This window comes from Paenibacillus konkukensis (assembly GCF_023523925.1).
GTDB lineage: Bacteria > Bacillota > Bacilli > Paenibacillales > NBRC-103111 > Paenibacillus_S > Paenibacillus_S doosanensis.
Genome location: NZ_CP027059.1, coordinates 4,767,501 through 4,791,531 on the forward strand (window position 1 = coordinate 4,767,501; position 24,031 = coordinate 4,791,531).

Annotated in this window: 20 protein-coding genes and 2 rRNA genes; 20 read left to right on the top strand and 2 right to left on the bottom strand. The window is 52.4% G+C overall.

From position 1 onward, the window contains the following. Positions 1–127: 127 nt before the first annotated feature. From SK3146_RS20695 to SK3146_RS20705, 3 genes are all read left to right on the top strand, one after another. Positions 128–3,052, top strand: a 23S ribosomal RNA gene (locus SK3146_RS20695). 153 nt (positions 3,053–3,205) lie between these two features. Then, positions 3,206–3,322: ribosomal RNA gene (gene rrf / locus SK3146_RS20700) — 5S ribosomal RNA — on the top strand. Positions 3,323–3,493: 171 nt separating this feature from the next. Next, the gene (locus tag SK3146_RS20705; protein WP_249860595.1) at positions 3,494–4,000 is read left to right on the top strand and encodes a hypothetical protein; all 507 of its coding nucleotides are present in this window, start codon (positions 3,494–3,496) and stop codon (positions 3,998–4,000) included. A 21-nt stretch (positions 4,001–4,021) separates the two neighbouring features. Here SK3146_RS20705 and SK3146_RS20710 read toward each other — a convergent pair whose 3' ends face one another. Next, positions 4,022–4,540, bottom strand: coding sequence for a hypothetical protein (locus SK3146_RS20710; protein ID WP_249860596.1), 519 nt, complete (start codon positions 4,538–4,540; stop codon positions 4,022–4,024). A gap of 193 nt (positions 4,541–4,733) precedes the next feature. Here SK3146_RS20710 and SK3146_RS20715 point away from each other — a divergent pair, with 193 nt between their 5' ends. The 15 genes from SK3146_RS20715 to rsmI all read left to right on the top strand — a co-directional run bounded on the left by SK3146_RS20715 (position 4,734) and on the right by rsmI (position 21,057). Continuing rightward, a complete protein-coding gene (locus SK3146_RS20715; protein ID WP_249866385.1) occupies positions 4,734–4,934 on the top strand; it encodes a sigma factor G inhibitor Gin in 201 nt (66 codons plus the stop codon). A gap of 126 nt (positions 4,935–5,060) precedes the next feature. Next, the gene (locus tag SK3146_RS20720; protein ID WP_249860597.1) at positions 5,061–6,521 is read left to right on the top strand and encodes an aminotransferase class I/II-fold pyridoxal phosphate-dependent enzyme; all 1,461 of its coding nucleotides are present in this window, start codon (positions 5,061–5,063) and stop codon (positions 6,519–6,521) included. A 645-nt stretch (positions 6,522–7,166) separates the two neighbouring features. Beyond that, positions 7,167–9,500 carry an AraC family transcriptional regulator gene (locus tag SK3146_RS20725; protein WP_249860598.1) on the top strand — a complete coding sequence of 778 codons (2,334 nt, stop codon included), beginning with the start codon at positions 7,167–7,169 and terminating at the stop codon, positions 9,498–9,500. Between the two features lie 511 nt (positions 9,501–10,011). Beyond that, complete coding sequence (locus SK3146_RS20730) at positions 10,012–11,007, top strand: ABC transporter permease (RefSeq protein ID WP_375295550.1); 996 nt, start codon at positions 10,012–10,014, stop codon at positions 11,005–11,007. Next, the gene (locus tag SK3146_RS20735; RefSeq protein ID WP_249860599.1) at positions 11,007–11,888 is read left to right on the top strand and encodes a carbohydrate ABC transporter permease; all 882 of its coding nucleotides are present in this window, start codon (positions 11,007–11,009) and stop codon (positions 11,886–11,888) included. The genes SK3146_RS20730 and SK3146_RS20735 overlap by 1 nt, the downstream gene beginning before the upstream one ends. 168 nt (positions 11,889–12,056) lie before the next feature. Then, positions 12,057–13,592 (top strand): extracellular solute-binding protein, encoded by a 1,536-nt coding sequence (locus SK3146_RS20740; RefSeq protein WP_249860600.1) that lies wholly within the window; start codon positions 12,057–12,059, stop codon positions 13,590–13,592. Positions 13,593–13,724: 132 nt separating this feature from the next. Then, positions 13,725–14,978 (top strand): alpha-L-fucosidase, encoded by a 1,254-nt coding sequence (locus SK3146_RS20745; RefSeq protein ID WP_249860601.1) that lies wholly within the window; start codon positions 13,725–13,727, stop codon positions 14,976–14,978. Between the two features lie 248 nt (positions 14,979–15,226). Next, on the top strand, positions 15,227–15,865 hold the full coding sequence (gene tmk, locus SK3146_RS20750; protein ID WP_249860602.1) for a dTMP kinase: 639 nt from the start codon (positions 15,227–15,229) through the stop codon (positions 15,863–15,865). A gap of 334 nt (positions 15,866–16,199) precedes the next feature. Continuing rightward, positions 16,200–16,529, top strand: a complete 330-nt coding sequence (locus SK3146_RS20755) for a cyclic-di-AMP receptor (RefSeq protein WP_249860603.1) — start codon at positions 16,200–16,202, stop codon at positions 16,527–16,529. Positions 16,530–16,589: 60 nt separating this feature from the next. Then, positions 16,590–17,036, top strand: a complete 447-nt coding sequence (locus tag SK3146_RS20760; protein WP_249860604.1) for a YaaR family protein — start codon at positions 16,590–16,592, stop codon at positions 17,034–17,036. Positions 17,037–17,103: 67 nt separating this feature from the next. Then, complete coding sequence (holB, locus tag SK3146_RS20765) at positions 17,104–18,081, top strand: DNA polymerase III subunit delta' (protein ID WP_249860605.1); 978 nt, start codon at positions 17,104–17,106, stop codon at positions 18,079–18,081. 2 nt (positions 18,082–18,083) lie between these two features. After that, positions 18,084–18,887, top strand: coding sequence for a PSP1 domain-containing protein (locus SK3146_RS20770; RefSeq protein WP_249860606.1), 804 nt, complete (start codon positions 18,084–18,086; stop codon positions 18,885–18,887). A gap of 30 nt (positions 18,888–18,917) precedes the next feature. Further along, the gene (gene yabA / locus SK3146_RS20775) at positions 18,918–19,268 is read left to right on the top strand and encodes a DNA replication initiation control protein YabA (protein WP_249860607.1); all 351 of its coding nucleotides are present in this window, start codon (positions 18,918–18,920) and stop codon (positions 19,266–19,268) included. 122 nt (positions 19,269–19,390) lie between these two features. Beyond that, on the top strand, positions 19,391–20,179 hold the full coding sequence (locus tag SK3146_RS20780) for a tRNA1(Val) (adenine(37)-N6)-methyltransferase (protein ID WP_249860608.1): 789 nt from the start codon (positions 19,391–19,393) through the stop codon (positions 20,177–20,179). Beyond that, entirely contained in the window at positions 20,176–21,057 is an 882-nt protein-coding gene (rsmI, locus tag SK3146_RS20785; protein WP_249860609.1) for a 16S rRNA (cytidine(1402)-2'-O)-methyltransferase, read from the top strand. Before SK3146_RS20780 ends, rsmI begins: the two co-directional genes overlap by 4 nt. Before the next feature lie 245 nt (positions 21,058–21,302). Here rsmI and SK3146_RS20790 read toward each other — a convergent pair whose 3' ends face one another. Beyond that, positions 21,303–21,557 carry an AbrB/MazE/SpoVT family DNA-binding domain-containing protein gene (locus tag SK3146_RS20790; protein ID WP_010501678.1) on the bottom strand — a complete coding sequence of 85 codons (255 nt, stop codon included), beginning with the start codon at positions 21,555–21,557 and terminating at the stop codon, positions 21,303–21,305. Between the two features lie 355 nt (positions 21,558–21,912). On the opposite strand from SK3146_RS20790, the gene SK3146_RS20795 reads away from it, so the two are divergent. Then, positions 21,913–23,199 carry an HD domain-containing protein gene (locus SK3146_RS20795; protein WP_249860610.1) on the top strand — a complete coding sequence of 429 codons (1,287 nt, stop codon included), beginning with the start codon at positions 21,913–21,915 and terminating at the stop codon, positions 23,197–23,199. Positions 23,200–23,254: 55 nt separating this feature from the next. After that, positions 23,255–24,022, top strand: coding sequence for a TatD family hydrolase (locus SK3146_RS20800; RefSeq protein WP_249860611.1), 768 nt, complete (start codon positions 23,255–23,257; stop codon positions 24,020–24,022). Positions 24,023–24,031 lie beyond the last annotated feature (9 nt).

Below are 24,031 nucleotides of genomic sequence, written 5' to 3' on the forward strand. Positions count from 1 at the left end.
TTTGTCGCTGTTAAAGGCGACGCACCGACAACTGCCATTGAATTTGATGATGTAACAGTTGCAGATTGTTCCTTGAAAACTAGATAACGAAACGAAATGCGTAGAGCAATACAACGTGTATTAGCATGGTTAAGCTAATAAGAGCACACGGAGGATGCCTAGGCGCTAGGAGCCGAAGAAGGACGTGGCGAACGACGAAATCGCCTCGGGGAGCCGTAAGCAGGCTTTGATCCGGGGATATCCGAATGGGGGAACCCAGCTGAGGTAATTCTCAGTTACTCACATCTGAATACATAGGGTGTGCAGAGGCATACGAGGGGAACTGAAACATCTAAGTACCCTCAGGAGAAGAAAACAAAAGTGATTCCGTCAGTAGCGGCGAGCGAAAGCGGAACAGCCCAAACCAGAGGGCTTGCTCTCTGGGGTTGTGGGACGTCAACGTAGGTGCAGCAGGGTAGACGAAGCGGTCTGGAAAGGCCGGCCATAGAAGGTAAAAGCCCTGTAATTGAAATTCTGCGAACACCTTAGACGGATCCCGAGTACCGCGAGACACGTGAAACCTCGTGGGAAGCAGGCAGGACCATCTGCCAAGGCTAAATACTCCCTAGCGACCGATAGTGAAGCAGTACCGTGAGGGAAAGGTGAAAAGAACCGCGGGAGCGGAGTGAAATAGAACCTGAAACCGTGTGCTTACAAGAAGTCAGAGCCCGTTAATGGGTGATGGCGTGCCTTTTGTAGAATGAACCGGCGAGTTACGTTCCCGTGCAAGGTTAAGGTGAAGAGCCGAAGCCGCAGCGAAAGCGAGTCTGAATAGGGCGACGAAGTACGTGGGCGTAGACCCGAAACCGTGTGATCTACCCCTGTCCAGGGTGAAGGTGCGGTAACACGCACTGGAGGCCCGAACCCACGAATGTTGAAAAATTCGGGGATGAGGTGGGGGTAGCGGAGAAATTCCAATCGAACTCGGAGATAGCTGGTTCTCCCCGAAATAGCTTTAGGGCTAGCCTCGGGAGATGAGTAGTGGAGGTAAAGCACTGATTGGGTGCGGGGCCCGCCAAGGGTTACCAAGTCCAGTCAAACTCTGAATGCCACATACTTTATCCCGGGAGTCAGACAGTGAGTGCTAAGATCCATTGTCAAGAGGGAAACAGCCCAGACCATCAGCTAAGGTCCCCCAGTGTGTGTTAAGTGGGAAAGGATGTGGAGTTGCGCAGACAACCAGGATGTTGGCTTAGAAGCAGCCACCATTGAAAGAGTGCGTAATAGCTCACTGGTCGAGTGACTCTGCGCCGAAAATGTAACGGGGCTAAACACACCACCGAAGCTATGGATTGTAGATTTTATCTACTCTGGTAGGGGAGCGTTGTGTATAGGTTGAAGGTGTACCGTAAGGAGCGCTGGACAGTACACAAGTGAGAATGCCGGTATGAGTAACGAAAAGATCAGTGAGAATCTGATCCGCCGAAAGCCTAAGGGTTCCTGAGGAAGGCTCGTCCGCTCAGGGTAAGTCGGGACCTAAGGCGAGGCCGAAAGGCGTAGTCGAAGGACAACAGGTTGAAATTCCTGTACCACCGTGAACCGTTATGAGCAATGGGGTGACGCAGAAGGATAGTGACGCGGGCTGATGGATGCCCGTCCAAGCAGAGAGGCTGATGTGTAGGCAAATCCGCACATCGATAAGGCTGGTCTGTGATGGGGAGTGAAAATAACAGTAGCGAAGGTCATGAGTTCAGGCTGCCAAGAAAAGCCTCTAGCCAGGGAGAAGGTGCCCGTACCGCAAACCGACACAGGTAGGCGAGCAGAGCATGCTAAGGCGCGCGGAAGAACTCTCGTTAAGGAACTCGGCAAAATGACCCCGTAACTTCGGGAGAAGGGGTGCCTCGGTAGGGTGAATAGCCCGAGGGGGCCGCAGTGAAAAGGCCCAAGCGACTGTTTAGCAAAAACACAGGTCTGTGCGAAGCCGCAAGGCGAAGTATACGGGCTGACGCCTGCCCGGTGCTGGAAGGTTAAGGGGAGTGGTTAGGGAGCAATCCCGAAGCTATGAACCGAAGCCCCAGTAAACGGCGGCCGTAACTATAACGGTCCTAAGGTAGCGAAATTCCTTGTCAGGTAAATTCTGACCCGCACGAATGGCGTAACGACTTGGGCGCTGTCTCAACGAGAGATCCGGTGAAATTTTAATACCTGTGAAGATGCAGGTTACCCGCGACAAGACGGAAAGACCCCATGGAGCTTTACTGCAGCTTGATATTGGACTTTGGTACGATCTGTACAGGATAGGTGGGAGCCTGAGAAGCATGAGCGCCAGCTTGTGTGGAGGCGACGTTGGGATACCACCCTGATCGTATCGGAGTTCTAACCTGGTACCGTAGATCCGGTATGGGGACAGTGTCAGGTGGGCAGTTTGACTGGGGCGGTCGCCTCCTAAAGCGTAACGGAGGCGCCCCAAGGTTCCCTCAGAATGGTTGGAAATCATTCGAAGAGTGCAAAGGCAGAAGGGAGCTTGACTGCGAGACAAACAGGTCGAGCAGGGACGAAAGTCGGGCTTAGTGATCCGGTGGTACCGAATGGAAGGGCCATCGCTCAACGGATAAAAGCTACCCTGGGGATAACAGGCTTATCTCCCCCAAGAGTCCACATCGACGGGGAGGTTTGGCACCTCGATGTCGGCTCATCGCATCCTGGGGCTGAAGTAGGTCCCAAGGGTTGGGCTGTTCGCCCATTAAAGCGGTACGCGAGCTGGGTTCAGAACGTCGTGAGACAGTTCGGTCCCTATCTGTCGTGGGCGTAGGAAATTTGAGAGGAGCTGTCCTTAGTACGAGAGGACCGGGATGGACGTACCGCTGGTGTACCAGTTGTTCCGCCAGGAGCATGGCTGGATAGCTACGTACGGACGGGATAAGCGCTGAAAGCATCTAAGCGTGAAGCCCCCCTCAAGATGAGATTTCCCAGTAAGTAAGACCCCTTGAAGACGACGAGGTAGATAGGTTCGGGGTGGAAGCACGGCAACGTGTGGAGCTGACGAATACTAATCGGTCGAGGGCTTAACCAAATTCCCAAGAAAGTGAAGAGAAGCTTCGAAGCTGATTCCGAATACTTTCTCGGGGCCCGGAAACAAACCGGGAAGAACAAATAATCATTGCTCGCTACGCGCACGAGTTTCGTATCTAGTTTTCAAGGCGCAAGCCTTGAACAAGTAAAACCGTTTGGTGATGATGGCGGAGGGGAACCACGCGTTCCCATCTCGAACACGACCGTTAAGCCCTCCAGCGTCGATGGTACTTGAACCGAAGGGTTCTGGGAGAGTAGAACGTCGCCAAGCACACAAAAAAAGCTTCGTGGATATTTATCCGCGGGGCTTTTTTTCGTTGACAAAGAAGTTACTTAGCGGTGTTTTCTGGACGTGTCGCTTCCGAATAGAAAAGAAGACAGGGGCTGATAATATCATTGGATTCGGACAAAGGTCCAATTGAAGCTCAGCGGAGGAAACGGTATGAAACGTTATGTAATCATCAGTCTTTGCCTTGTGCTCGCTCTAATGTCTGGATTTCAACGGGAGGTATCGGCAAAGGGGAGGACAATTGCCATTGAAGAAGGGCAGATTGAGCCTTATGTGAAGGTACCGCCTGACCGGGAAGGGGAAGTAACCGGTCAAGCTTATCGTTCAGGCCGAGGCTCGTTTTCCGGAGTGAGAAGCCCGGGAGGGAGCCGTACGGGTACTACGGCGCCGGGAAGAAACCCATCCAACGCAGCCAATAACCCCCGAACCACGAATCCGACGAATCCGGGTTACGGTACGCCGACCCGAGGAGGATGGGGCGGAATATTCGGCGGTTTTGCGGCAGGCGCACTCATCGGCAGTCTCTTTAATCCGTTCGGATTTATGGGCTTTGGCCCGGGAGCAGGCTCGCCTCTTTCTTTTATCGGGTTATTGTTCTGGGCGGTTGTCATTTATTTGGTGTACCGCTTGTTTACGAGGCATCGCAGAAATCAGCCGTAATCTTAACGAGAACAGCCCGTTTTATTGTGCATAGCATGACGTATCCTGCTCATTTAATTTGAGATACCCTGATTCTGCATGTTTTCTCAGTTGGAACAAAATAAAGAGCCTAGGCGCAATAACCCATAAGTGAACAAATATGACATGAGCGATCAGGTTTATGGAAACCCATGGATAAAAGCAGCAGCATATGACGATTGTCACCCATAGAAGATGAATATGAAGATGCATCATCCGGTACAGGGCAAAATAACTGGTAGGAACGTACCCGATCCAAGGCAAGCGGTACTGAAACATCCATTGTTTGAGCGGTCGCTTTTCTTTAAATTTGAAGTACAAATAAATGAGCAGAGTATGTAAATTAGGAATGAGCAGCAGCCCGAGCAGCAGCGGAAAAGGCTGAAGACGAATCAAATCCCACACAAATACTAAGCCGAGAAGCCCCCAATACAACTGGAAGTACAAGGGCTTGTAATGAATTCGTTGGAGCAGCCGGTAATGATAAACCGTGGATTCTTTAGATAATTGCTTGTCCTTCACGTTCGATCCTCACTCGTCCATTTTTTCATAGATTTCAAACAGGTAAAGCGGCAAATACTATATCGGCAAAATGGCAAGGAAACATAAGCTTTTCGGAACCATGTACAGGCCAATTTCATAAAAATATATCATCAACGTTTACTTTAAGAGAAAAAGGACATACTGATAGAAAAGAAGAATAGAGGTGAGACGTATGGGAGACGCGGCCCAGCAGCCAGTGATAGCCCATAACTGCATCATCTGCGGGCAAACGAAGGAAAACGGCATTATGATCATATCTGAATTCATCTGTGAAGATTGCGAACACGAAATGATTCAAACCGACGTTATGGATGCCAAATATCCTTTTTTTATCCATCAAATGAGGCAAATTTTTTATAGAAAACATGCGTAAATACGCTAAACAAGCGATATGAAGCTCTTGCCGGCGGCAGAAACCGTTGGTAGGAGCCTTTTTCTTTGATACAATAGATAAATATATACCTTTTATTTAGCAAATGTGGATAGGGAGAATTACAACATGGACAATCACAGCGCTCCTTTATTTGAGCGATTGGTGCAGCATGCGCAAGGAGAACATGCCAGTCTGCATGTTCCCGGGCATAAATCGGGGCAGGGGCTGGAAGCGGCGGCACGCCCTTTTTTCGAACATATCATGAAACTCGATTTGACGGAAATATCGGGGCTTGACGATCTTCATCATCCCGAGGAAGCAATTTGGCAAGCTCAGCAGCTCGCGGCAGAATGTTTCGGGGCCGAGGAAACGTTTTTTCTTATAAACGGGAGTACGGTCGGCAATTTGGCGATGATCTTAAGCGTCTGCCGCAGAGGAGATCTGCTGTTGGTGCAGCGCGACGCCCATAAATCGGTGATTCACGGCTTGATGCTGGCAGGGGCGCGGGCCGTGTTTCTAAACCCGGAGGTAGACCCGGCGACAGGCTTAACGCTGGGAGTCCGCATAGAAGACGTCAAAGCAGCGCTGCAGAGATATCCCGAAGCCCAAGGGCTTCTCATTACTAGACCAAGCTATTACGGCATCGCTGCGCCGCTGGAAGGCATTGTGCAGCTGCTTCATGAGTACGGGAAACCGCTTCTTGTCGATGAAGCGCACGGGGCCCATTTCGGATTTCATCCGGCCCTCCCGAAATCGGCATTATCCTGCGGGGCAGACGTGGCGGTACAATCAACGCATAAGCTGCTAACGTCAATGACGATGGGGGCGATGCTTCATGTGCAGGGGGACAGGGTAGACCGCAAGGAGCTGAAGCGCTATTTGACGATGCTGCAGAGCTCAAGTCCGTCCTATCCGCTTATGGCGAGCCTGGATTTGAGCCGCAGGCAGATGCATACGCAGGGAATGGAGCTGCTGGAACAAGGGATTCGCATTGTTGATCGATTTATGGAGCAAATGCGCAAGCTTGATCAATTTATTCTGCTGTCGCCTCCGCATGACCGGGGACTTGGGCAGGACCCGTTTAAAATAGCGGTCAAGCATTCGGCCGGCGTCTTGAGCGGGTTTGAATTGAAGGATGAGCTGGAAAAACGCGGCTGTTACGTGGAATTGGCCGATCCGCAAGCGGTCTTGCTGGTATTCAGTCTGGCATCGACCGAGGAGGATTCGGTACGGCTTGTGCAGGCGTTCCAAGAGATCGCAGAAGGATGTGAGCCGCACAGGCTATCGGACGGAGAGTCGATCGCACTCGCATCGTACACGGCAATGACCGGGCTCTCGCAGCCCGTCTCCTTCGATGAGTCCGTATACAGGCAGAAAGCGACCGCACAAATTCCGCTGGCCGATACCGTCGGTCTATCTTCAGCCGAAATGGTCGTACCTTATCCGCCTGGTATCCCCGTCTTATGTCCGGGAGAAAAAATATCGTCTGAGGTCGTTCGTTACCTGGATCAGCTTATCGGAATGGGAGCGCGCATCCACGGACTCATAGAAGGCGAACAGCCGATGCTTTCCGTATTGATCACCTAGTCGTTCGATAAACGTTTGCACCGCTTCGGCGGACAAGCGTTTTTTTGTTGTTTAGGAAATGATGCGCAGCCATATCCTGTGGAAATCCGTGGGCTCCCCCGAAAGGAAAGTCTACCCATAGGACGATCCCAGAGGAAGGGTTAGACGCCGATCCAGCTTAGGCTGGATGCGGACGCAATAAGCTTCAGAGCATCACGTCACTACCCTGGAAATTACTCTTGGTACCCCATTTCCATTGTCTGTGGTGCCGCGTCGGCGGCATGGATGGCTTTTGGGGGATTTGTTCTTTTCTCGGTCAAGAGAAGGGGGATAGCTCGCCGACGGCCCTTCTTGCAGATTCAAAGCGATGCCGGCAAAGCATGCCCACATTTTGCGATGACGCTATCGTAAAAATTGTCCCTTGAGCATGATTGCGAAGGATCGTTATGATAAAAAATGGGTATTCCCGAAAACGATTACAAAGGAGGTTGTAATGATGGGCTGGCATAGGGAAGGAAAGCATGGGACGGCCGGATACCGCCCAAAGCTTCCAGGGACTCCGTGAATGGACGAAAGAAGAGGGCGGGATGGCCGGCGCTTTCTTGCCAAGCCGATCGTTGATTCGCTAGACTAGAGAGGTGAGAATAACCGAGAGGGGGTCACAGCATGAAAAACGGTTATTTTCGCATTCGCAATCCGTTTGCGGCGTTCCGCAAAACGATGCTGCGGCGCATGCTGGTCGTATCGCTGCTGGCGTCCGTCATTCCCGTGATCGCCGTAGGGGTATCCAGCTACTTATTTTCTTCCTCGGCGATTCGCAATGAGGTGGACCAGGCAAACGCTCGGGTGCTGAAGCACGCGTCGTATTCGATAGATTCCACGTTGCAGCGGGTACGAAGCAATGCCCTGCAAATGCTGCTGGGTTCTTTTTTCAGTTCCAATCTGACGGAGCTGAAGTGGAACAATTATTCCGGATTTTATTCAAGCCTGTTCAAAAATTTATCTTCTTTGCAGAACAGCAACGCCGAAGTAGGCCAGATCGTCATGTATATTGCTGAGGACGATTATCTTATTTCTCCCGACGGGGGAGGGCGCAAGCTTCGCAGCGAAGAGGAACGCAGCCAGCTTCGCGGCTGGATGGCTTCGAGCGAGGCGATGAATTGGGTGCATGAACCGTTCGCCTTTTTGCCTGCCCTATCTAACGGTACGGTAGGCGTTACGCTGGTATGCCAGGTGCCGTTCCAGTCTTCCGAGCCGATCGGGCTATTGTTCGTGCAGTTGGCTCCGTCTTTTTTGCAGGAGAACATGACCAAATACTCCGTCTATGAAGGGGAGCAGTCGTTCATTTTGGACGATAAAGGGGAATGGGTCGTCTCCTCCGGCGGCCAGAAGGTGCCAGACGGCTTGTTTGAGAAGGTGCGCGAACAAGCGGCAAGCGGCAGTCCGTTCTCGTTTCGCTGGGATAACCGGGATTATCTCGTTACTTCGCATATTTCCTCCTTTAACGGCTGGACCTATCTCGATATGGTTCCGATTCGCGAGCTGAATGCCAAATCGCGAGGCATTGCCGTCATTACGGTGGCTATTATTGTTATATTCTTATTGCTGGGCGGTGCGGCAACCGCTTGGGGAACCCGCCGCGTATACCGGCCTATCGAGCATCTCGTATCGCTGGTAAGGGGGGGCCGTCCAGGCGATCCCTTGGCGGATGAGATCGGCTATGTGCAGACGCGCTGGGCCGAGCTAAACCGGGAGACGAGCGGGCTGCAGGCCGAGCTACGCGAACAGCTGCCGGCGATCCGCGAAGCCTATGCGCTGCAATTTTTGCAGGGGCATTTCGCTCACTATACGTTGGAGCAGCTCGAAGGGATGTTTGAACGGTACGAAGTGCCTTTCCGTCAAGCGCATGCGGTATTCGTGCTGACGTACGACCAATCGCCGGGCAGCGGAAGCCGGTTTAAGGCAAGCGATAAGGAATTGATCGTCTTTACGATCAAGAATATTGCCCAAGATATGCTGGAGCAAAGCGGAGGCAAAGGTATTGCGGTCAATTTGCTCAATGACAAGATTGCCGTCTGGCTGTGGGAGGATACGGATGACAGTGAGGATTGGTATACGGGCGTCCATCAATTCGCCAAGCAGCTTATAGACATCCTCTCCGATTATTTGAAACTGCCGGTGACGGTAGGAGCGGGAGATAGCGCAGGCCCGCCTCATGAGATGCCGATGCGCTTCGGACAAGCGGCGATGGCGCTGCGCGCGCGGTTCTGGGCCGGTACGGGCCAGGTCATTCGAAGCGGGGACACGGGTGAGGCAGAGCCTAAGCCTTATCCGTACCCGTTCGAGATCGAGGCCGGTTTGGAGCAGGCGCTTCGAGTCGGCGACGCCGCAGAAGCGGAGCGCCAGCTGGAGCGGTTCGCCGTCTACGCGCAGGAAACGCTGCGGGAAACCGAACGTATTCGTACGGCTTATTATCAGCTGATGACGGCGACGATGCGCGTTGCTTTCATTATGAATTTAAAGCTGGAGGATCTCGGAGACCCTTCGGCGACACACATCGATCCTTACCGGCAAATGAATGAATGCCGTTCGATCGGGGAATTGAACGATTGGTTTCGGGAGCAGCTCGTTAAACCTATCGCCCGTAAAATGGCCCAGCGGCAAAACCAGGAATACGAGCGCACGCTCGATATTGCGGCATCGTTCATTCAGGAGAACTACCATCTGGATTTATCGCTCGATCAGGTGGCGGAAACTTGCGGTCTCAGCCCGCCGTACTTCAGCAAGCTGTTCAAACGGGTGATGGGCGTGTCTTTCATCGAATATTTGACGGCTTACCGGATCGATCAAGCCAAGATATGGCTGAGGTCGACCGAATTGTCCGTAACGGAAGTGGCGGAGAAGGTCGGATATCAGCCGAAAAACTTCATACGCGTCTTCAAGAAACAGACGGGGTGTACGCCCGGCCAGTTTCGCGAAGCGGAGTCCGGCCCAACCTAAAATCGCCGCTGTCGCCGGCTCGTATCACGGTCTTCCTTTTTCAGGGGGACCGTGGTTTTTTATTGTTAAGGAAATGACGCGCAGCAATATCCTGTGGAAATCCGGGTTCTCCCCCGAAAGGAGAACGATCCCAGAGGAATGGTTAGACGATCCAGCTTAGGCTGGATGCGGACGGAATAAGCTTCAGAGCATCACGTCACTACCCTGGAAATTACTCTTGGTACCCCATTTCCATTGTCTGTGGTGCCGCGTCGGCGGCATGGATGGCTTTTGGGGGATTTGTTCTTTGTGCAGGGATGCTCATTTTTTAACGGAAGCATGAGGACAAAATCGGGGAACAGATGCCGCGGGTCCAGTCTCAGCAAGGGATAAGCATGATTTGGAATGCTGGAGACATCCCCCTTTTTTCGCTCCGCCGCAGCATAAGAATTGGACCTTGAGCGGCTCTGGACTCTCCCGGTAAGATACAGACATTACGATTCGCGAGTCACGACAACAGGAGGTGAAGCTTATGGAACAAACGGGAGCTAAAGCTGTCCGCCGCGCAGATGAGCTTAGTGCAGCGGCGAAACTTCGGGCGAAGAGGGAAAGGCCCGGAATGCTGCAGGAATGGGCCGTTGCGTTAAAGCGCGACAAAGGCTTGTACTTGCTTGCCGCGCCCGGTCTGTTATTTTTTCTTATATTCAAGTACTTGCCCGTTTGGGGCTTGGCATTGGCTTTTAAAGATTACTCGCCTTGGAGCGGCTTCTGGGGAAGCGAGTGGGTAGGATTTAAATATTTCCATGAGTTTTTCACCAATCCCGACTTTTGGATATTGTTCCGCAATACGATGGCGATCAGTTTCATGAACATTATCTTTTTCTTCCCGATGCCGATTATTCTCGCGCTGCTGCTGAACGAAGTCCGGGGACTCGTCTTCAAGCGGTTCGTGCAAACGGTCGTTTACTTGCCGCATTTCCTGTCTTGGGTCGTTATCGTCGGCATCTGCTTTCTGCTCTTAAGTCAAGGCACCGGCGTAGTCAATCAGCTCATTACCCAATCGGGAGGAAAGGCGATTCCGTTCTTAACCGATCCTAACGGCTTCTGGCTCATGCTGACAGCCCAAAGCATATGGAAGGAAGCGGGTTGGGGAACGATTATTTTTCTCGCGGCATTGACTTCGATCAATCAGGAATTGTACGAGGCAGCTCAGATCGACGGGGCGAACCGCTGGAAGCAGATGCTGAACGTGACGCTTCCGGGCATTCGGAGCACGATCATCGTCCTGTTCATCCTGCGGCTCGGCCAGGTGATGGAGGTCGGTTTCGAGCAAATTTATCTGATGTCGAGCGCCCCCGTCTCCGCTGTAGCCGATGTGTTCGACACGTACGTATACCGCGTGGGGATACTGAACGGAAGGTTCGGCTATGCGACGGTTGCCGGCGTCTTTAAATCGGTCGTAGGCTTGATCCTCGTCGTCGGAGGCAACCGCCTGGCCAAGAAGTTCGGAGAGGAGGGGCTGTACTGATGAAGCCGACGGCGGGAACCCGTATGTTTCAAACGTTGAATTACACGGTACTAAGTCTGATTGCTTTGGTGACGATGCTGCCTTTTCTATATGTTGTGATCGTGTCTTTTACCGATGCGAACGAATTTGTAACGAAATCGATCGTGTTGTTTCCGGAAAAATGGAGCCTTGACTCGTACCGGTACATTTTGTCGACGAATACGTTTTTGCAGTCTATGGGGGTCAGCGCGGTGCTGGCTGTAGGAGGTACGGCGCTGAGTCTGGCGGTAACAAGCTCGCTTGCGTATGTACTGTCCCGCAGCCGCTTGAAGGGCAAGCAGTTTTTTCTTGTCGCCATCTTGCTGACGATGCTCTTCCAGCCGGGGATGATTCCAAACTATATGCTGGTGGATACACTCGGTTTGACGAATACGCTCTGGTCGCTTATTTTGCCGGTATTAACGGGCGCCTGGTACGTGTTTCTGATGAAAAATTTTTACCAGGAGATGCCCGCGGAGCTGGAGGAAGCAGCTAAAATCGACGGCTGCTCCGACATCGGCGTGTTTTTCCGGATCATGCTGCCGTTATCTGTTCCCGCGCTGGCCGCTTTCGGATTGTTTTTCGCGGTCGGCTATTGGAATACGTACTTCAACGCCATTCTGTACATTAACGACGACGCGCTTCGGCCGATGCAGGTAATTTTGCAAATGCTGCTGATTCAGGCTTCGACGCAAATGGCCGATCCCAGCGTGGCGGCGATGATTCAGAGCGAGCAGACCGTGCCACCGGAAGTGATCAAAATGGCGGCCGTCGTCGTATCGTCCGTTCCTATTGTGATCGTGTATCCGTTCCTGCAAAAATATTTCGTCAAAGGAATGATGGTCGGTTCGGTAAAAGGATGAGAAGCATAGCTGTCCGCCGCTTCCTTAGCGGGGATTCAGGCGGGCTAGCGGTCATTTCGGGAAATTCATTTCGTTTAGCGTCAACGTTAGCAAGCGCCGTATCCTCGGATTGTAAAAAGGATAACCGGGGTTCGCTATAGAAACCATACATTATGGGAGGTCATTTCGATGAATAAGTTGAATAAAATGGCGGCAGGCGCCGTATCGATCGCCCTGATCGCTTCGCTGGCCGCATGCGGCGGCGGCAAGTCCGGTTCGGATGGAGCATCCTCACCAGGCGGGGATTCCTCCGGCAAGCCGATGGATATTTCGATTACGACCATAGCGTTCAGCGCCGCGCCGACAGGCGAGCTGGAAGGGCTGAAGAAGATCGGCGAGAAGTTCAACGTCAATCTGAAGATCAATTATATTCCTGCGAACAATATTACGGAGAAACTGAATGTTTTGCTTGCTTCTAACGACATTCCCGACGTGACGTTCGTCGAAGATTTCAGCACCACGCCGAGCTTTCTGAACGGCATCGACAAGGGAGCTTTTTGGGAGCTGACGCCATATATTAAAAATTATCCGAATTTGTCGAAATATCCGCAAAACGTATTTGATAACGCTTCGATTAAAGGCAAGCTGTATTCGCTGCCTCGGGTACGACCGCTGGACGGGTCCGAGGCGCTGATTTTGCGCAAGGATTGGCTGGATAAGCTCGGTTTGCAGCCGCCGAAGACGATGGATGAGCTGTACAACGTGCTGTCCGCATTCGCGAAAAACGATCCTGACGGCAACGGCAAGGCCGATACGTACGGGCTCGCGCTGTTCGGTTCTCCCGGACCTGCCGGTTACCTGATCAGTATGTTCGGGGCAGGCACGGGCTGGCACCAGGATGCCGACGGCATTACGCCGAACTGGATGACTCCACAGGCGAAGGAAGCGCTCCAGTTTTGGAACAAGACGTTCCAGGCCGGGGGCATCGTGCCGGATTTGCCTGTCATGAAGAGCCAGCAAGTACGGGATATGGTGGTGCAGGGCAAAGCCGGAGCGGCCATTACGAACGTATCGGACGCGTACAAATTCAATCTCGATTTGAAAAAGGCGAATCCGGACGCCAACCTAATGGCATTCGAATTGCCGAAAGCGTCGGACGGCAAGGCGCATTATGAGCAGGCTATCGGCTACTACGGCCAGTTCCTGGTCAGCAAAAAGGTCAGCGAGGAGAAGCTTAAGCGCATTCTTGAAGTTTATGATTATACGGCAACGGAAGAAGGATACAATCTGGGCACTTACGGAATTAAGGATGTCGACTTTACGCTCGCTTCCGACGGTTCGGTGACGCAGACGGAAGACGGCAAGAAGAAAGGCTATTCCGGCGATTCCACCGGCCAATGGGTGACCGGCTACTATAACAAATATTTGCGTGCCGCTACGGCAGGCATCCCGAGCGATGTGCTGGATTATAACAAAAAGCTGATCGACACGATCGCTGCCGTATCCGAGCCGAATCCCGAGTACGGTCTTCCTAAATCGGCGGCATTTAAGGAAAAGGGCGCCGATTGGAATAAGAAGATCAACGATATGATCATTAACGTTATCATCGGCAAGTCCAGCCTGGACGACTGGGATAAATTCGTCAAAACGATGAAGGACGACTCCGGCTTCCAAAGCCATCTGAAGGAAACGAATGAAAGCTATAAAGCGAAGGCGTCGAAGTAAAAAGCAGCAGAGCGGTTTAGCCGCTTGCAGATGAAGCCCGCTCTCCGCCCGCTGGGGCGGAGGAAGCGGGCTTGCTGCGGGCTTACGGGCCGCCGTAGTCCAACGCGCCGTTCATAATAAAGGAGGATGACCATGCAGCAGCCAAGCATTCCTACCCCCGCAATGCCCTCGCGGGAGCAGCTCCTGTGGCAGGATTTGGAGCTGGGAGTCTTTTGTCATTTTGGCATCAATACGTTTTGCGATCAGGAATGGGGGGACGGTACCGACTCGCCCCAGCGGTTTCAGCCGACCGAGCTGGATGCGCATCAATGGGTGCGAACCGCCAAGGAAGCGGGCTTCCGTTACTTCGTCTTGACGGCGAAGCATCATGACGGCTTCTGCTTATGGCCTACCGCGACTACCGGATACTCGGTAAAATCGAGCCCGTGGAGGAACGGAGCCGGCGACGTCGTGAAAGAATGCGCGGAAGCCTGCCGCAAGGAAGGCATGGGCTTCGGCATTTATGTTTCGCCTTGGGACCGCAACGCAGAGTGCTATGCCGATCCCGCCGCCTACGACGACTTTTATGCCGCTCAATTGACGGAGCTGCTGACCGGTTACGGGCCGCTTGTCGAAGTCTGGTTCGACGGAGCGGGATCGGAGGGGAGGCAGTACGATTGGCGGCGCATTATCGGATTGGTGAAACGTTATCAGCCGGAGGCGATGATCTTCAATATGGGGGCTCCCACGATCCGATGGGTCGGCAATGAAGACGGCGTAGCCCCTTATCCGTGCTGGAACGCGGCCGAGACGGCGCGCATCAGCATGTTTACCGAGGAGAAGCAGCGGTGGTTGCCCGAGACGCCCGCTTGGCTGCCGGCCGAATGCGATGTTCCGATACGTAAAAACCATTGGTTCTGGCATCCGGACGATGTAGCGAGCTTGCTCACTCTGCGTGAGCTGATGGATGTCTATTATCGCTCGGTCGGACACGGCGCAACGCTGCTGCTGAATGTCGCTCCAGACCGCCGCGGGCTGTTCCCCGAAGCGGACGCGCAGCGGCTGCTCGACTTCGGCGAGGAGATCCGGCGCAGCTTCGGGCAGCCCGCCGCGGCTGCGGACGAGCGCTCGGAGCACAGGGAAATACATCTCGACCGGCCGCTGACGATAAACCATGCCGTGCTGATGGAAGATATCCGCTTCGGCGAGCGCGTACGCGAGTATGCGCTGGAAGCCGCGGTCGAAGGAGGGTGGGTCGAACTGGTTAGAGGGAGCGCCATCGGCCATAAAAAAATCGATCGGTTTCCCTCTGTCACCACCGATCGTCTCCGGCTCAGTATCGTAGAGCAGACGGGGGGAGCATCCATCCGTAGCTTTGCCGTCTATAACGTTGACTCTATTTTGTAATTTCCATTGAATTGAGCATGAGCATGCTTCGCGATGTCGAGGCATGCTTTTTTGTCGGACACGACGCTTAACAAGTTTTACGGGGAGCGGGGAATTTTGTTTTCTGCATGTTTTTCTCGCCAAATGGATCGATGCGCTAGGTATTATGCGGTAAAAAGTATATAATCATAATATCTTTAAAGGATAACGTATGGTTTTAGCCGTAAAAGCCGCAAGGTCGGCCATTTATACAGATTGGAGTCAATGGAATGCAAAGAGGGTATTTTTTAACGGTCGAAGGCTGCGAAGGCGCGGGCAAGACCACAGTGATAGAGCTGCTTAGCGGGTATTTATCCGCGCTTGGGCATGAAGTCGTTACCTCCCGGGAGCCGGGCGGTATTGAAATAGCGGAGCAAATCCGGTCGGTCATTTTGGACACGAAAAATACGAAGATGGAAGCTAGAACCGAAGCGCTGCTGTACGCCGCGGCGAGAAGGCAGCATTTTGTCGAGAAAATCGTTCCTTCCCTCGAAGCGGGCAAAGTCATCATCTGTGACCGGTTTATCGACAGCAGCTTGGCTTATCAAGGATATGCAAGAGGTCTTGGCATCGAAGAGGTGCTGATGATTAATCAATTCGCTATAGAACATACATTCCCCGACTTGACGATTTTTCTTGATGTGAGTCCCGAGGAGGGCCTGCGGAGAATCCATTCTCGCAAGGACAGGGAAATTAACCGTCTGGATCTGGAGTCGCTGGCGTTCCACCAGAAAGTACGTGAAGGCTACCTGATCCTAGCGGAGCGTTTTCCCGAGCGGATTGTCAGCATTGACGCCAACGGGGTCATCGACGATGTGTTCGTGATGGTGAAGGAGCATTTGGAACGGTTTTTGCGGAAGCGGCAGTAAGCTCGTTCCGGATTGCATGCCGCATAGGCTTGGAACCATGAGCCTACCCGTGGCATATACTGCTTTATACCCGGAAGTAAAGCTGTTTGGGGAAAAGCGGTGATCCCGCGCGTACAGTTCCAGAAACAGCTTTCCTTGAGATGGAAGCAGGAATTCAACAATTCCGTGTCAAATTAATAGAGTAAGAACGATCTCCTAATTTTTTTCCCTCGTTGTTTGTCGTATTTTGCGCTAGACACTTACGATGCTTTCACCAAACGCCAAGTCACAATACAACTTTTGCTGCGGGCTTTCAACCGGGTCATCTGTAAATAGACAAAGGAGGGCTAAGCCAATGAAATTAGTTGTTGCCGTTGTACAGGACAAAGATAGCAATCGTCTCTCGAGCGCTTTGATTAAAGAAGGATTTCGCGCAACCAAGCTTGCCAGTACGGGCGGTTTTTTGCGGGCCGGGAACACTACCTTCATGATCGGTATTGAGGATGAGCGAGTAAGCGAGGTCATGCAGGTCATTAAGGCCAATTGCAAAATTCGCGAGCAAATCGTGACGCCGGTTTCGCCGATGGGCGGAACGACGGATTCTTACATTCCTTTCCCTGTGGAAGTTCAAGTTGGCGGAGCGGCCGTGTTCGTTCTTCCGGTCGAGCGGTTCGAGCATTTCTAAGGGAACGATAACGTCGCAAGACGTTGCTATGATCTGATTTGATGAAAGGCTGGATGCAGCGTGAAAATTAATCCGGGCTGGCGCCCTTTCGGTAACGAAATTCAGCGGAGCGAAGCGGCTTCTTCTCAGCAGCTGCAGAACAAATCGTTCTCCGATATGATGCAGCAGCAGGACGAAAGGGCGTCGCAGGAGCAGCTGCAGCGCATTTTACAGCAAATTCATCTGCAGGGAGACCGGCTGTCCCGGTCGATGACGGTGCGGGAGCTGCGTCAGTATAAACATCTCGTGAAGCAGTTTCTGGAGGAAACGGCCCGCCGCGGAGTCCAGCTGCGCAATACGCGCGGTTGGGACCGCCGCGGCCGCTCCAAGCGGTACAAGCTGCTGGAGGAAGTGGATCAGCATTTGCTGGCGCTGGCCGACGATTTGCTGGAGAGCGAGCAAGGGCGTATGGAGCTGCTGCATAAAATCGGCGAAATTCGCGGGATGCTGATAAATCTTGCTTTTTGATCTTACGACCGTTAGTGGTAAAATGGTCTATATATAATAGGAAAGGATATAACAGGGACGACCAACCATGTCTTTTCAATCGATATCAGGACAGGAACGCGTCAAACGCATATTGCAGAACAGTCTGAGATGGGACAAAGTATCTCATGCATACATTTTCACCGGGCCTTCGGGGACGGGACGGCGTCAGATGGCGCTCGCTTTCGCGCAAGCGCTGTACTGTAAGGTGCTGCCGGACGATGCCTGCGGGGAATGCCTTGACTGCCGCAAGGTCGAGCACGGCAACCATCCCGACCTGCACTGGCTTCGCCCTGAAGGAGCTTCGATTAAAATCGAGCAAATTCGCGAGCTGCAAAAGCAGTTTTCTTACCGCGCATCCGCTTCGGGGCTGAAAATGTATATTTTGGAGGATGCCGACAAAATGACGGTACAGGCTGCCAACAGCCTGCTGAAATTTTTGGAGGAGCCGACGAGCCGGGTAGTAGCGATTCTAATCACGGATAATGGACAGGCTCTGCTGCCGACCATCCGCTCGCGGGCCCAGTGGGTGCCGTTCGCTCCGATGAACCGCGACCGGATGGTCGCCGTGCTTCAAGCGGAAGGACATCCGTCGGTGCTGATCCAGGCGGCCGTCCGGCTGGCGGCGGGACCGGATGCGGCGCGCGAGCTTATTCAAGGAAATGGGTTTGCAGAAATCAGAAACCTAGTGATACAATTGACTAGAGAAAGCATGTCCCGACTGCCTACGGCGCTGCTGACAGCGCAGCAAAAGCTGGCCAAGTCGGAGCTGTCGGACCAGCTTCCTTTGTTTATGGATTTACTTATTTTATGGCTTAAAGATATGGTGCAGCTCAGCCTGGGCAACCGGTCGGAGCTTGTATATGCAGATCAAACCGAATGGACGGGCGGACTGGCCTTATCTTACGATATGAAGCATTGGGTGCGCTGTTTGGAGCAGGCGATCGAACAGCAGAAAAGGCTTCGCTTTCATGCCAACTCGCAGCTGGTGCTGGAAAAAATGTTGATGCAGCTGAAGGGGGTGTAGATTTGTACTCGGTTGTTGGCGTCCGCTTTAAAAAAGCGGGAAAGATCTATTATTTTGACCCGATCGACCTGCCGGTCGATAAGGAAAGCGCGGTTATCGTTGAAACCGCTCGCGGTATTGAATACGGAAAAGTCGTTATAGGCAAACGAACGGTTCAGGAATCCGATGTCGTACTGCCGCTGAAGAAAGTGATCCGGATAGCGGATCAAACCGATGCTCAGCTCGTGGAGGACAATAAATCCGCAGCTAAAAACGCGTTTGTGGTTTGTCAGGAGAAAATCAAGGACCATCAGCTCAAAATGAAGCTGGTGGACGTCGAATATACATTTGATCGCAACAAGATTATTTTTTATTTTACCGCCGAAGGAAGAGTAGACTTCCGGGAGCTGGTTAAGGACTTGGCCGGAGTGTTCCGGACAAGAATAGAACTAAGGCAAATCGGAGTTCGCGACGAAGCCAAGATGCTAGGCGGAATCGGCCCATGCGGACGGATATTATGCTGCTCCTCGTTCCTCGGCGATTTTGAGCCGGTCTCGATCAAGATGGCCAAGGATCAAAATTTGTCTTTGAATCCGACGAAAATTTCCGGTCTATGCGGCCGGTTGATGTGCTGCTTGAAGTATGAGCACGATAATTATGAAAGCATTAAAGAAGATGTGCCGCGGGTTGGCAGCGACGTGATCTCTTCGCTCGGAAACGGCCGCGTAGTCTCGCTAAATATTAACGAGCGTACCGTAAAAGTGCAGATTTATGAGCTCGGTAAAGTCATGGAGCTATCCTTTGACGATGTGGTAGAGCAGCATTAACGGTTGTTCGAGCTTTCTTGAGGTGAATGTGTGGATAAAAGAGACATTTTTGTTCAGATTGAGCAAATGGAAGAACAAATGGGTGCGATATACTCCGAACTGGGACAGATGAAGAAGCAAATCATCGAGCTCCTTGAAGAAAATAATCGGTTAAGCATAGAAAATCAGCAGCTGCGCAAGCTGCTGAAGAACGATGCCGAGCCGCCGGTTGTGGTACCCCATATTCATGTCACCGCCGCACAGGCCAAGGAGCTTACTGGGGAAGGCTACGACAATCTGGCCCGTCTTTACCATGAAGGCTTCCATATCTGTAATGTCTACTACGGTCATTTGCGGACGGAAGGCGATTGTCTGTTTTGCTTGTCGTTTTTAAATAAGTAAGAATGCCTTGAACGGCCGCGGTCAGCGGCGGAGGTTATCGCTAAAACCGTAGAGAAGAACCTTCTCTGCGGTTTTTTTAGATCGGGAAGGCCAAGGTCTGATGGAAAGAGGAAGCGCATTTCATGAATAAAGTAACGGTACATGCAAGCGAGAGAATCGACGATTTGTTAACGAACGACTTGAAGATTATTCAGAGCGACGAAGTATTCAGTTTTTCGATGGATGCCGTTCTGTTAGGAAGGTTCAGCTATGTGCCGCCGAGGGGGCGAATCGCCGATCTGTGCACCGGCAACGGAGTGATTCCGCTGCTGCTGTCCACGCGGACGAAAGCCTCTATCACCGGCGTGGAAATTCAAGAACGGCTGGCTGATATGGCCGAGCGCAACGTCCAAATCAACGGCCTGGAGCATCAGATTCGAATCGTCAACGGCGATCTGAAGGAGATTTCCGGCGAGCTGGGGCACGGCAGCTTCGATGTCGTGACGGTCAATCCTCCGTATTTGCCGGTGCCGAGCGGCGAGCAGAATGTGAATGAACATGTGGCGGCGGCTCGGCACGAGGTGTTTTGCACGCTGGAGGATGTGGTGAAAGCCTGCAGCCGGCTGGTGCGCAGCGGCGGCCGGGTGGCGATGGTTCATCGTCCGAGCCGCTTGGTTGAAATATTTTGTACGATGAGACAGTACAAGCTGGAGCCGAAGCGGGTCCGCTTCGTTCACCCGAGAGCGGGGGAAGAAGCGAATATGGTGCTGATTGAAGCGCTGCGGGACGGCAAGCCGGAAGTGCGAACGCTGCCGCCGCTAATCGTTTATAAAAATAAAACGGATTATTGCGATGAGTTGATGGAAATATACTACGGACGGCGTGAGCAGCTTGTCGAGCCGTCCGAGGGCATAATGAGGGATTTGACGTGAACATTCAAAAAAGTTATCGGGAAGATTCAGGACAAGGAAAGCTGTATTTGGTAGGAACGCCGATCGGCAACCTGGAGGATATGACGTACCGCGCGGTCCGAGTGCTCGGCGAAGTGCAGCTGATAGCCGCCGAGGATACGCGGCAAACGCGCAAGCTGTTGACGCATTTCGACATAGCGACGCGGCTTGTCAGCTATCATGAGCACAACAAGCATGCAAGCGGTCCCGAGCTGGTGCGGCTTATGCTGGCCGGTGACAGCATAGCGCTGGTCAGCGACGCCGGGCTCCCGGCTATATGCGACCCTGGAGCGGATCTGGTCAGGCTGGCCATCGACGCGGGCATCGACGTCATCCCGGTGCCGGGAGCGAACGCGGCGCTCTCCGCATTGATCGTCTCCGGTCTGCCTACGGAGCGCTTTACATTTCTCGGCTTTCTGCCGAGAGAGAAGAAGCCGCTGCTGCAGGAGCTTGAGCTGCTGAAGCCGGCCAAGGAGACGCTGCTGTTCTACGAGTCCCCGCATCGGATCGTGAAGACGCTTGAAGCGATGCTTGAAGTATGGAGCCCTGAGCGGCAAATGTGCCTCATGCGCGAGCTTACGAAGAAATATGAGGAAGCGGCCCGAGGGACGATACGGGAATGCTACGAGCTGCTGTTGGAGCAGCCGCCGCAGGGCGAATATTGCATTGTCGTACAGGGGGGCACCGCTTCCGAAAGCGAGCCGTCCGCCGCCTGGTGGGAGGCGTTCGGTTTGGAAGAGCATGTCGAGCATTATGTGACGCAGGGATTGAATCGCAAGGAAGCGATCAAGCGAGCCGCGGCCGACCGTCAGCTGCCGAAGCGGGAGCTGTACAACGCTTTGCACCGGCAGGAACAATAGAAGCGGTGCCGGGCAAGCGGAACGGAGTCCATAAGAAGTTACATACCCAAGCCGATCGGAACGTATCCGGTCGGCTTGTCGGTTTTGTCTATATTATATAGAAGGAAAGCAACGGGCGGCTCCTGCCTCGCGGCAAAAAAAATCCCCAAATTCATAAAAGTACATGAATTGGGGAATAGAGGAGATATGAAAAAGGTTAGAATTACCTTAGTAAGAAGTGCTATCCTTATTATAACCTATATTTCTTATTTTGTCACAGGTATTGGCATTTCCGATAAACATTCGTGACAAACAATTTTACCTTTGAAATAAGAAACATTTTCAGCGTTGCCGCAGAAGATACATGCAGGCTCATATTTTTTCAACATGATGCGCTCGCCGTCCACATAAATTTCCAAAGCGTCTTTCTCGCCGATGCCAAGTGTTCTGCGAAGCTCAATAGGAATAACGACGCGACCCAGCTCGTCGACCTTTCTAACAATACCAGTAGATTTCATCATATATATAAGTCCCCTCTCAAAAATTTATCGTCATGATTCGACATAATTCTTGATATTTATGATACCAACCATTCCCAAAATAGTCAACTAGCAATTTGCAAATTTTAGCGTTAAAATATGGAAGAATAGACCCCCAGAAGGGGGAATATACGAGAAAAGCTGCCAAACCTTGTGAAATCGGCATCTTTCTAATATAGTTCAAACATAGTATTATGAATATATTCCATATCCAAGAAAAAAATTCAAGTCAAATGTTGTTCACATTTGGAAGATTAATACGACATCATTCGACAAACATGCGGCTTTTCCGTCTCAGTTTTTTGTCGAAAATTCAAGCTTAAGGGAGGTTAGGCATATGTCCGGTTTATTACAAGAAGAAAAAGTGTTTAAAGATCCCGTTCATAAATACATTTACGTCCAGGATCAAACCATATGGAATTTGATCAACACGAAGGAATTTCAGCGTCTCCGCCGAATCCGGCAGCTGGGCACCTGCTTTCTGACCTTTCACGGAGCGGAACACAGCCGGTTTTCGCACTCCCTCGGAGTATATGAGGTTACGCGGAAAATCATTTCGCAGTTCGAGCGCAACGGTTACGAGGATTGGCCGCGCGAAGAACGGCTGCTCTGCCTATGCGCCGCTTTGCTGCATGACGTCGGCCACGGCCCGTTCTCCCATTCCATCGAAAAAACGTTCGGCACTCACCATGAAGAGTGGTCTTGCCGCATCGTTCTCGGCGACACGGAAGTGAACCGGGTGTTGAAAGAAGTGTCGCCGACCTTCCCGCAGAAGGTTGCCGGCGTCATCGCCAAAACGTACAATGAAGAAATTGTCGTCAGCCTCGTATCGAGCCAGCTCGACGCCGATCGGATGGACTACTTGCTGCGCGATGCTTACTTTACCGGCGTCAATTACGGAATGTTCGATCTGGAGCGCATTTTACGCGTTATGCGGCCGTTCCAAGGCCATATTGTCGTCAAGGAGAGCGGCATGCATGCGGTGGAAGATTACCTGATGTCCCGGTATCAAATGTATTGGCAGGTGTATTTCCACCCTGTGACCCGAAGCGCAGAGGTCATTTTGCACAAAGTTTTTCAGAGAGCTAAACAATTATATGAAGAAAATTACGAGTTCTCGTTCATGCTCTCTCCGCTGCTGAGCCTGTTTCGCCAGACGCTCAGCGTGGACGAGTACCACCTGCTGGACGAAGCCTTCATGCAGACGGTGCTTATGCAGTGGTCCCGCGAAGCGGACGAGGTTTTATCCGATCTGTGTTCCCGCTTTCTTAACCGTCGTTTATTCAAGTACGTCATGCTGGAGCACATCGACGTTCAGCAAATCGAAAGGCTGCGGGAGACGATGGCTGGCCTTGGTCTGGACCCGGCCTTTTACCTCGAAATTGATTTCCCTTCGGATCTTTCGTATGATGTCTATCGTCCGGGAGAGCATGACGAAAAACTGCCGATTTTGCTGCTCGATCAAAGGGACACGTTAACGGAAATTTCGCGTAAGTCGGAAATTGTCCGTTCCATCAGCGGCATCCATATGGGCAAGTACCATTTGTATTTCCCCGAGGAGCTGCTCAGAGCCGCTCCCGGCGCTCTGACCGAGGAGCAGCGGAAGCTGCTGCGGCTGGAATAAAGGCCCGGCCGTACCCGATTTTCCCATCACCATATAAAGGAGATTTCGCGTTCAAATGATTACAGACACTCACGCTCACTTAAATGCACCAGAGTTCGATGAGGATCGACAAGAGGTCATCCAGCGCGCGGTTGAGAACGGAATCAGTCGAATCGTCAATGTCGGATTTAACCGGGAAACGATTCCGAGCTCTATCGCCTTGGCGGAGCAATACGACTTCATTTACTCCACAGTCGGCTGGCACCCGCAGGATGCCAAAGATATGTCCCCGGAAGATCTGGAATGGATCGAGCAGCTATGCTCGCACGACAAGGTCGTAGCGATCGGCGAGATCGGCCTTGATTATTACTGGGATACGTCCCCGAAGGATGTACAGGATCGGGTGTTCCGCGAGCAGATCAGGCTTGCCCGCAAGCTTGGCATGCCGATAGTGATCCATAACCGCGATGCGCATCAGGATATTATCCGGATTCTCCGCGAAGAGAAGGCGGCCGAGGTCGGCGGCGTCATGCACTGCTTCTCCGGCAGCTGGGAAACGGCCAAGCTTTGTCTGGACATGAACTTCCATATTTCCTTCGGGGGCCCCGTCACGTTCAAAAACGCGAAACAGCCGAAAGAAGTGCTGGAGAAGGTTCCCATGGACCGGCTGCTCATCGAAACGGACGCTCCTTATTTGACTCCGCACCCTTATCGCGGCAAGAGAAACGAAACCGCATATGTGAAATTAGTCGCAGAAACCGCTGCTCAAATTAAAGGGATTTCCCTGGAAGAGCTGGCTCACGCGACTACGAAAAATGCAGTTAGATTGTTCGGTTTACGCTAGACAAATAGG

Coding starts and splice junctions, on each gene's coding strand:
- SK3146_RS20705 (WP_249860595.1), top strand. CDS start 3,494: ATGAAACGTTATGTAATCATCAGTCTTTGCCTTGTGCTCGCTCTAATG.
- SK3146_RS20715 (WP_249866385.1), top strand. CDS start 4,734: ATGGGAGACGCGGCCCAGCAGCCAGTGATAGCCCATAACTGCATCATC.
- SK3146_RS20720 (WP_249860597.1), top strand. CDS start 5,061: ATGGACAATCACAGCGCTCCTTTATTTGAGCGATTGGTGCAGCATGCG.
- SK3146_RS20725 (WP_249860598.1), top strand. CDS start 7,167: ATGAAAAACGGTTATTTTCGCATTCGCAATCCGTTTGCGGCGTTCCGC.
- SK3146_RS20730 (WP_375295550.1), top strand. CDS start 10,012: ATGGAACAAACGGGAGCTAAAGCTGTCCGCCGCGCAGATGAGCTTAGT.
- SK3146_RS20735 (WP_249860599.1), top strand. CDS start 11,007: ATGAAGCCGACGGCGGGAACCCGTATGTTTCAAACGTTGAATTACACG.
- SK3146_RS20740 (WP_249860600.1), top strand. CDS start 12,057: ATGAATAAGTTGAATAAAATGGCGGCAGGCGCCGTATCGATCGCCCTG.
- SK3146_RS20745 (WP_249860601.1), top strand. CDS start 13,725: ATGCAGCAGCCAAGCATTCCTACCCCCGCAATGCCCTCGCGGGAGCAG.
- tmk (WP_249860602.1), top strand. CDS start 15,227: ATGCAAAGAGGGTATTTTTTAACGGTCGAAGGCTGCGAAGGCGCGGGC.
- SK3146_RS20755 (WP_249860603.1), top strand. CDS start 16,200: ATGAAATTAGTTGTTGCCGTTGTACAGGACAAAGATAGCAATCGTCTC.
- holB (WP_249860605.1), top strand. CDS start 17,104: ATGTCTTTTCAATCGATATCAGGACAGGAACGCGTCAAACGCATATTG.
- SK3146_RS20780 (WP_249860608.1), top strand. CDS start 19,391: ATGAATAAAGTAACGGTACATGCAAGCGAGAGAATCGACGATTTGTTA.
- SK3146_RS20790 (WP_010501678.1), bottom strand. CDS start 21,557: ATGATGAAATCTACTGGTATTGTTAGAAAGGTCGACGAGCTGGGTCGC.
- SK3146_RS20795 (WP_249860610.1), top strand. CDS start 21,913: ATGTCCGGTTTATTACAAGAAGAAAAAGTGTTTAAAGATCCCGTTCAT.
- SK3146_RS20800 (WP_249860611.1), top strand. CDS start 23,255: ATGATTACAGACACTCACGCTCACTTAAATGCACCAGAGTTCGATGAG.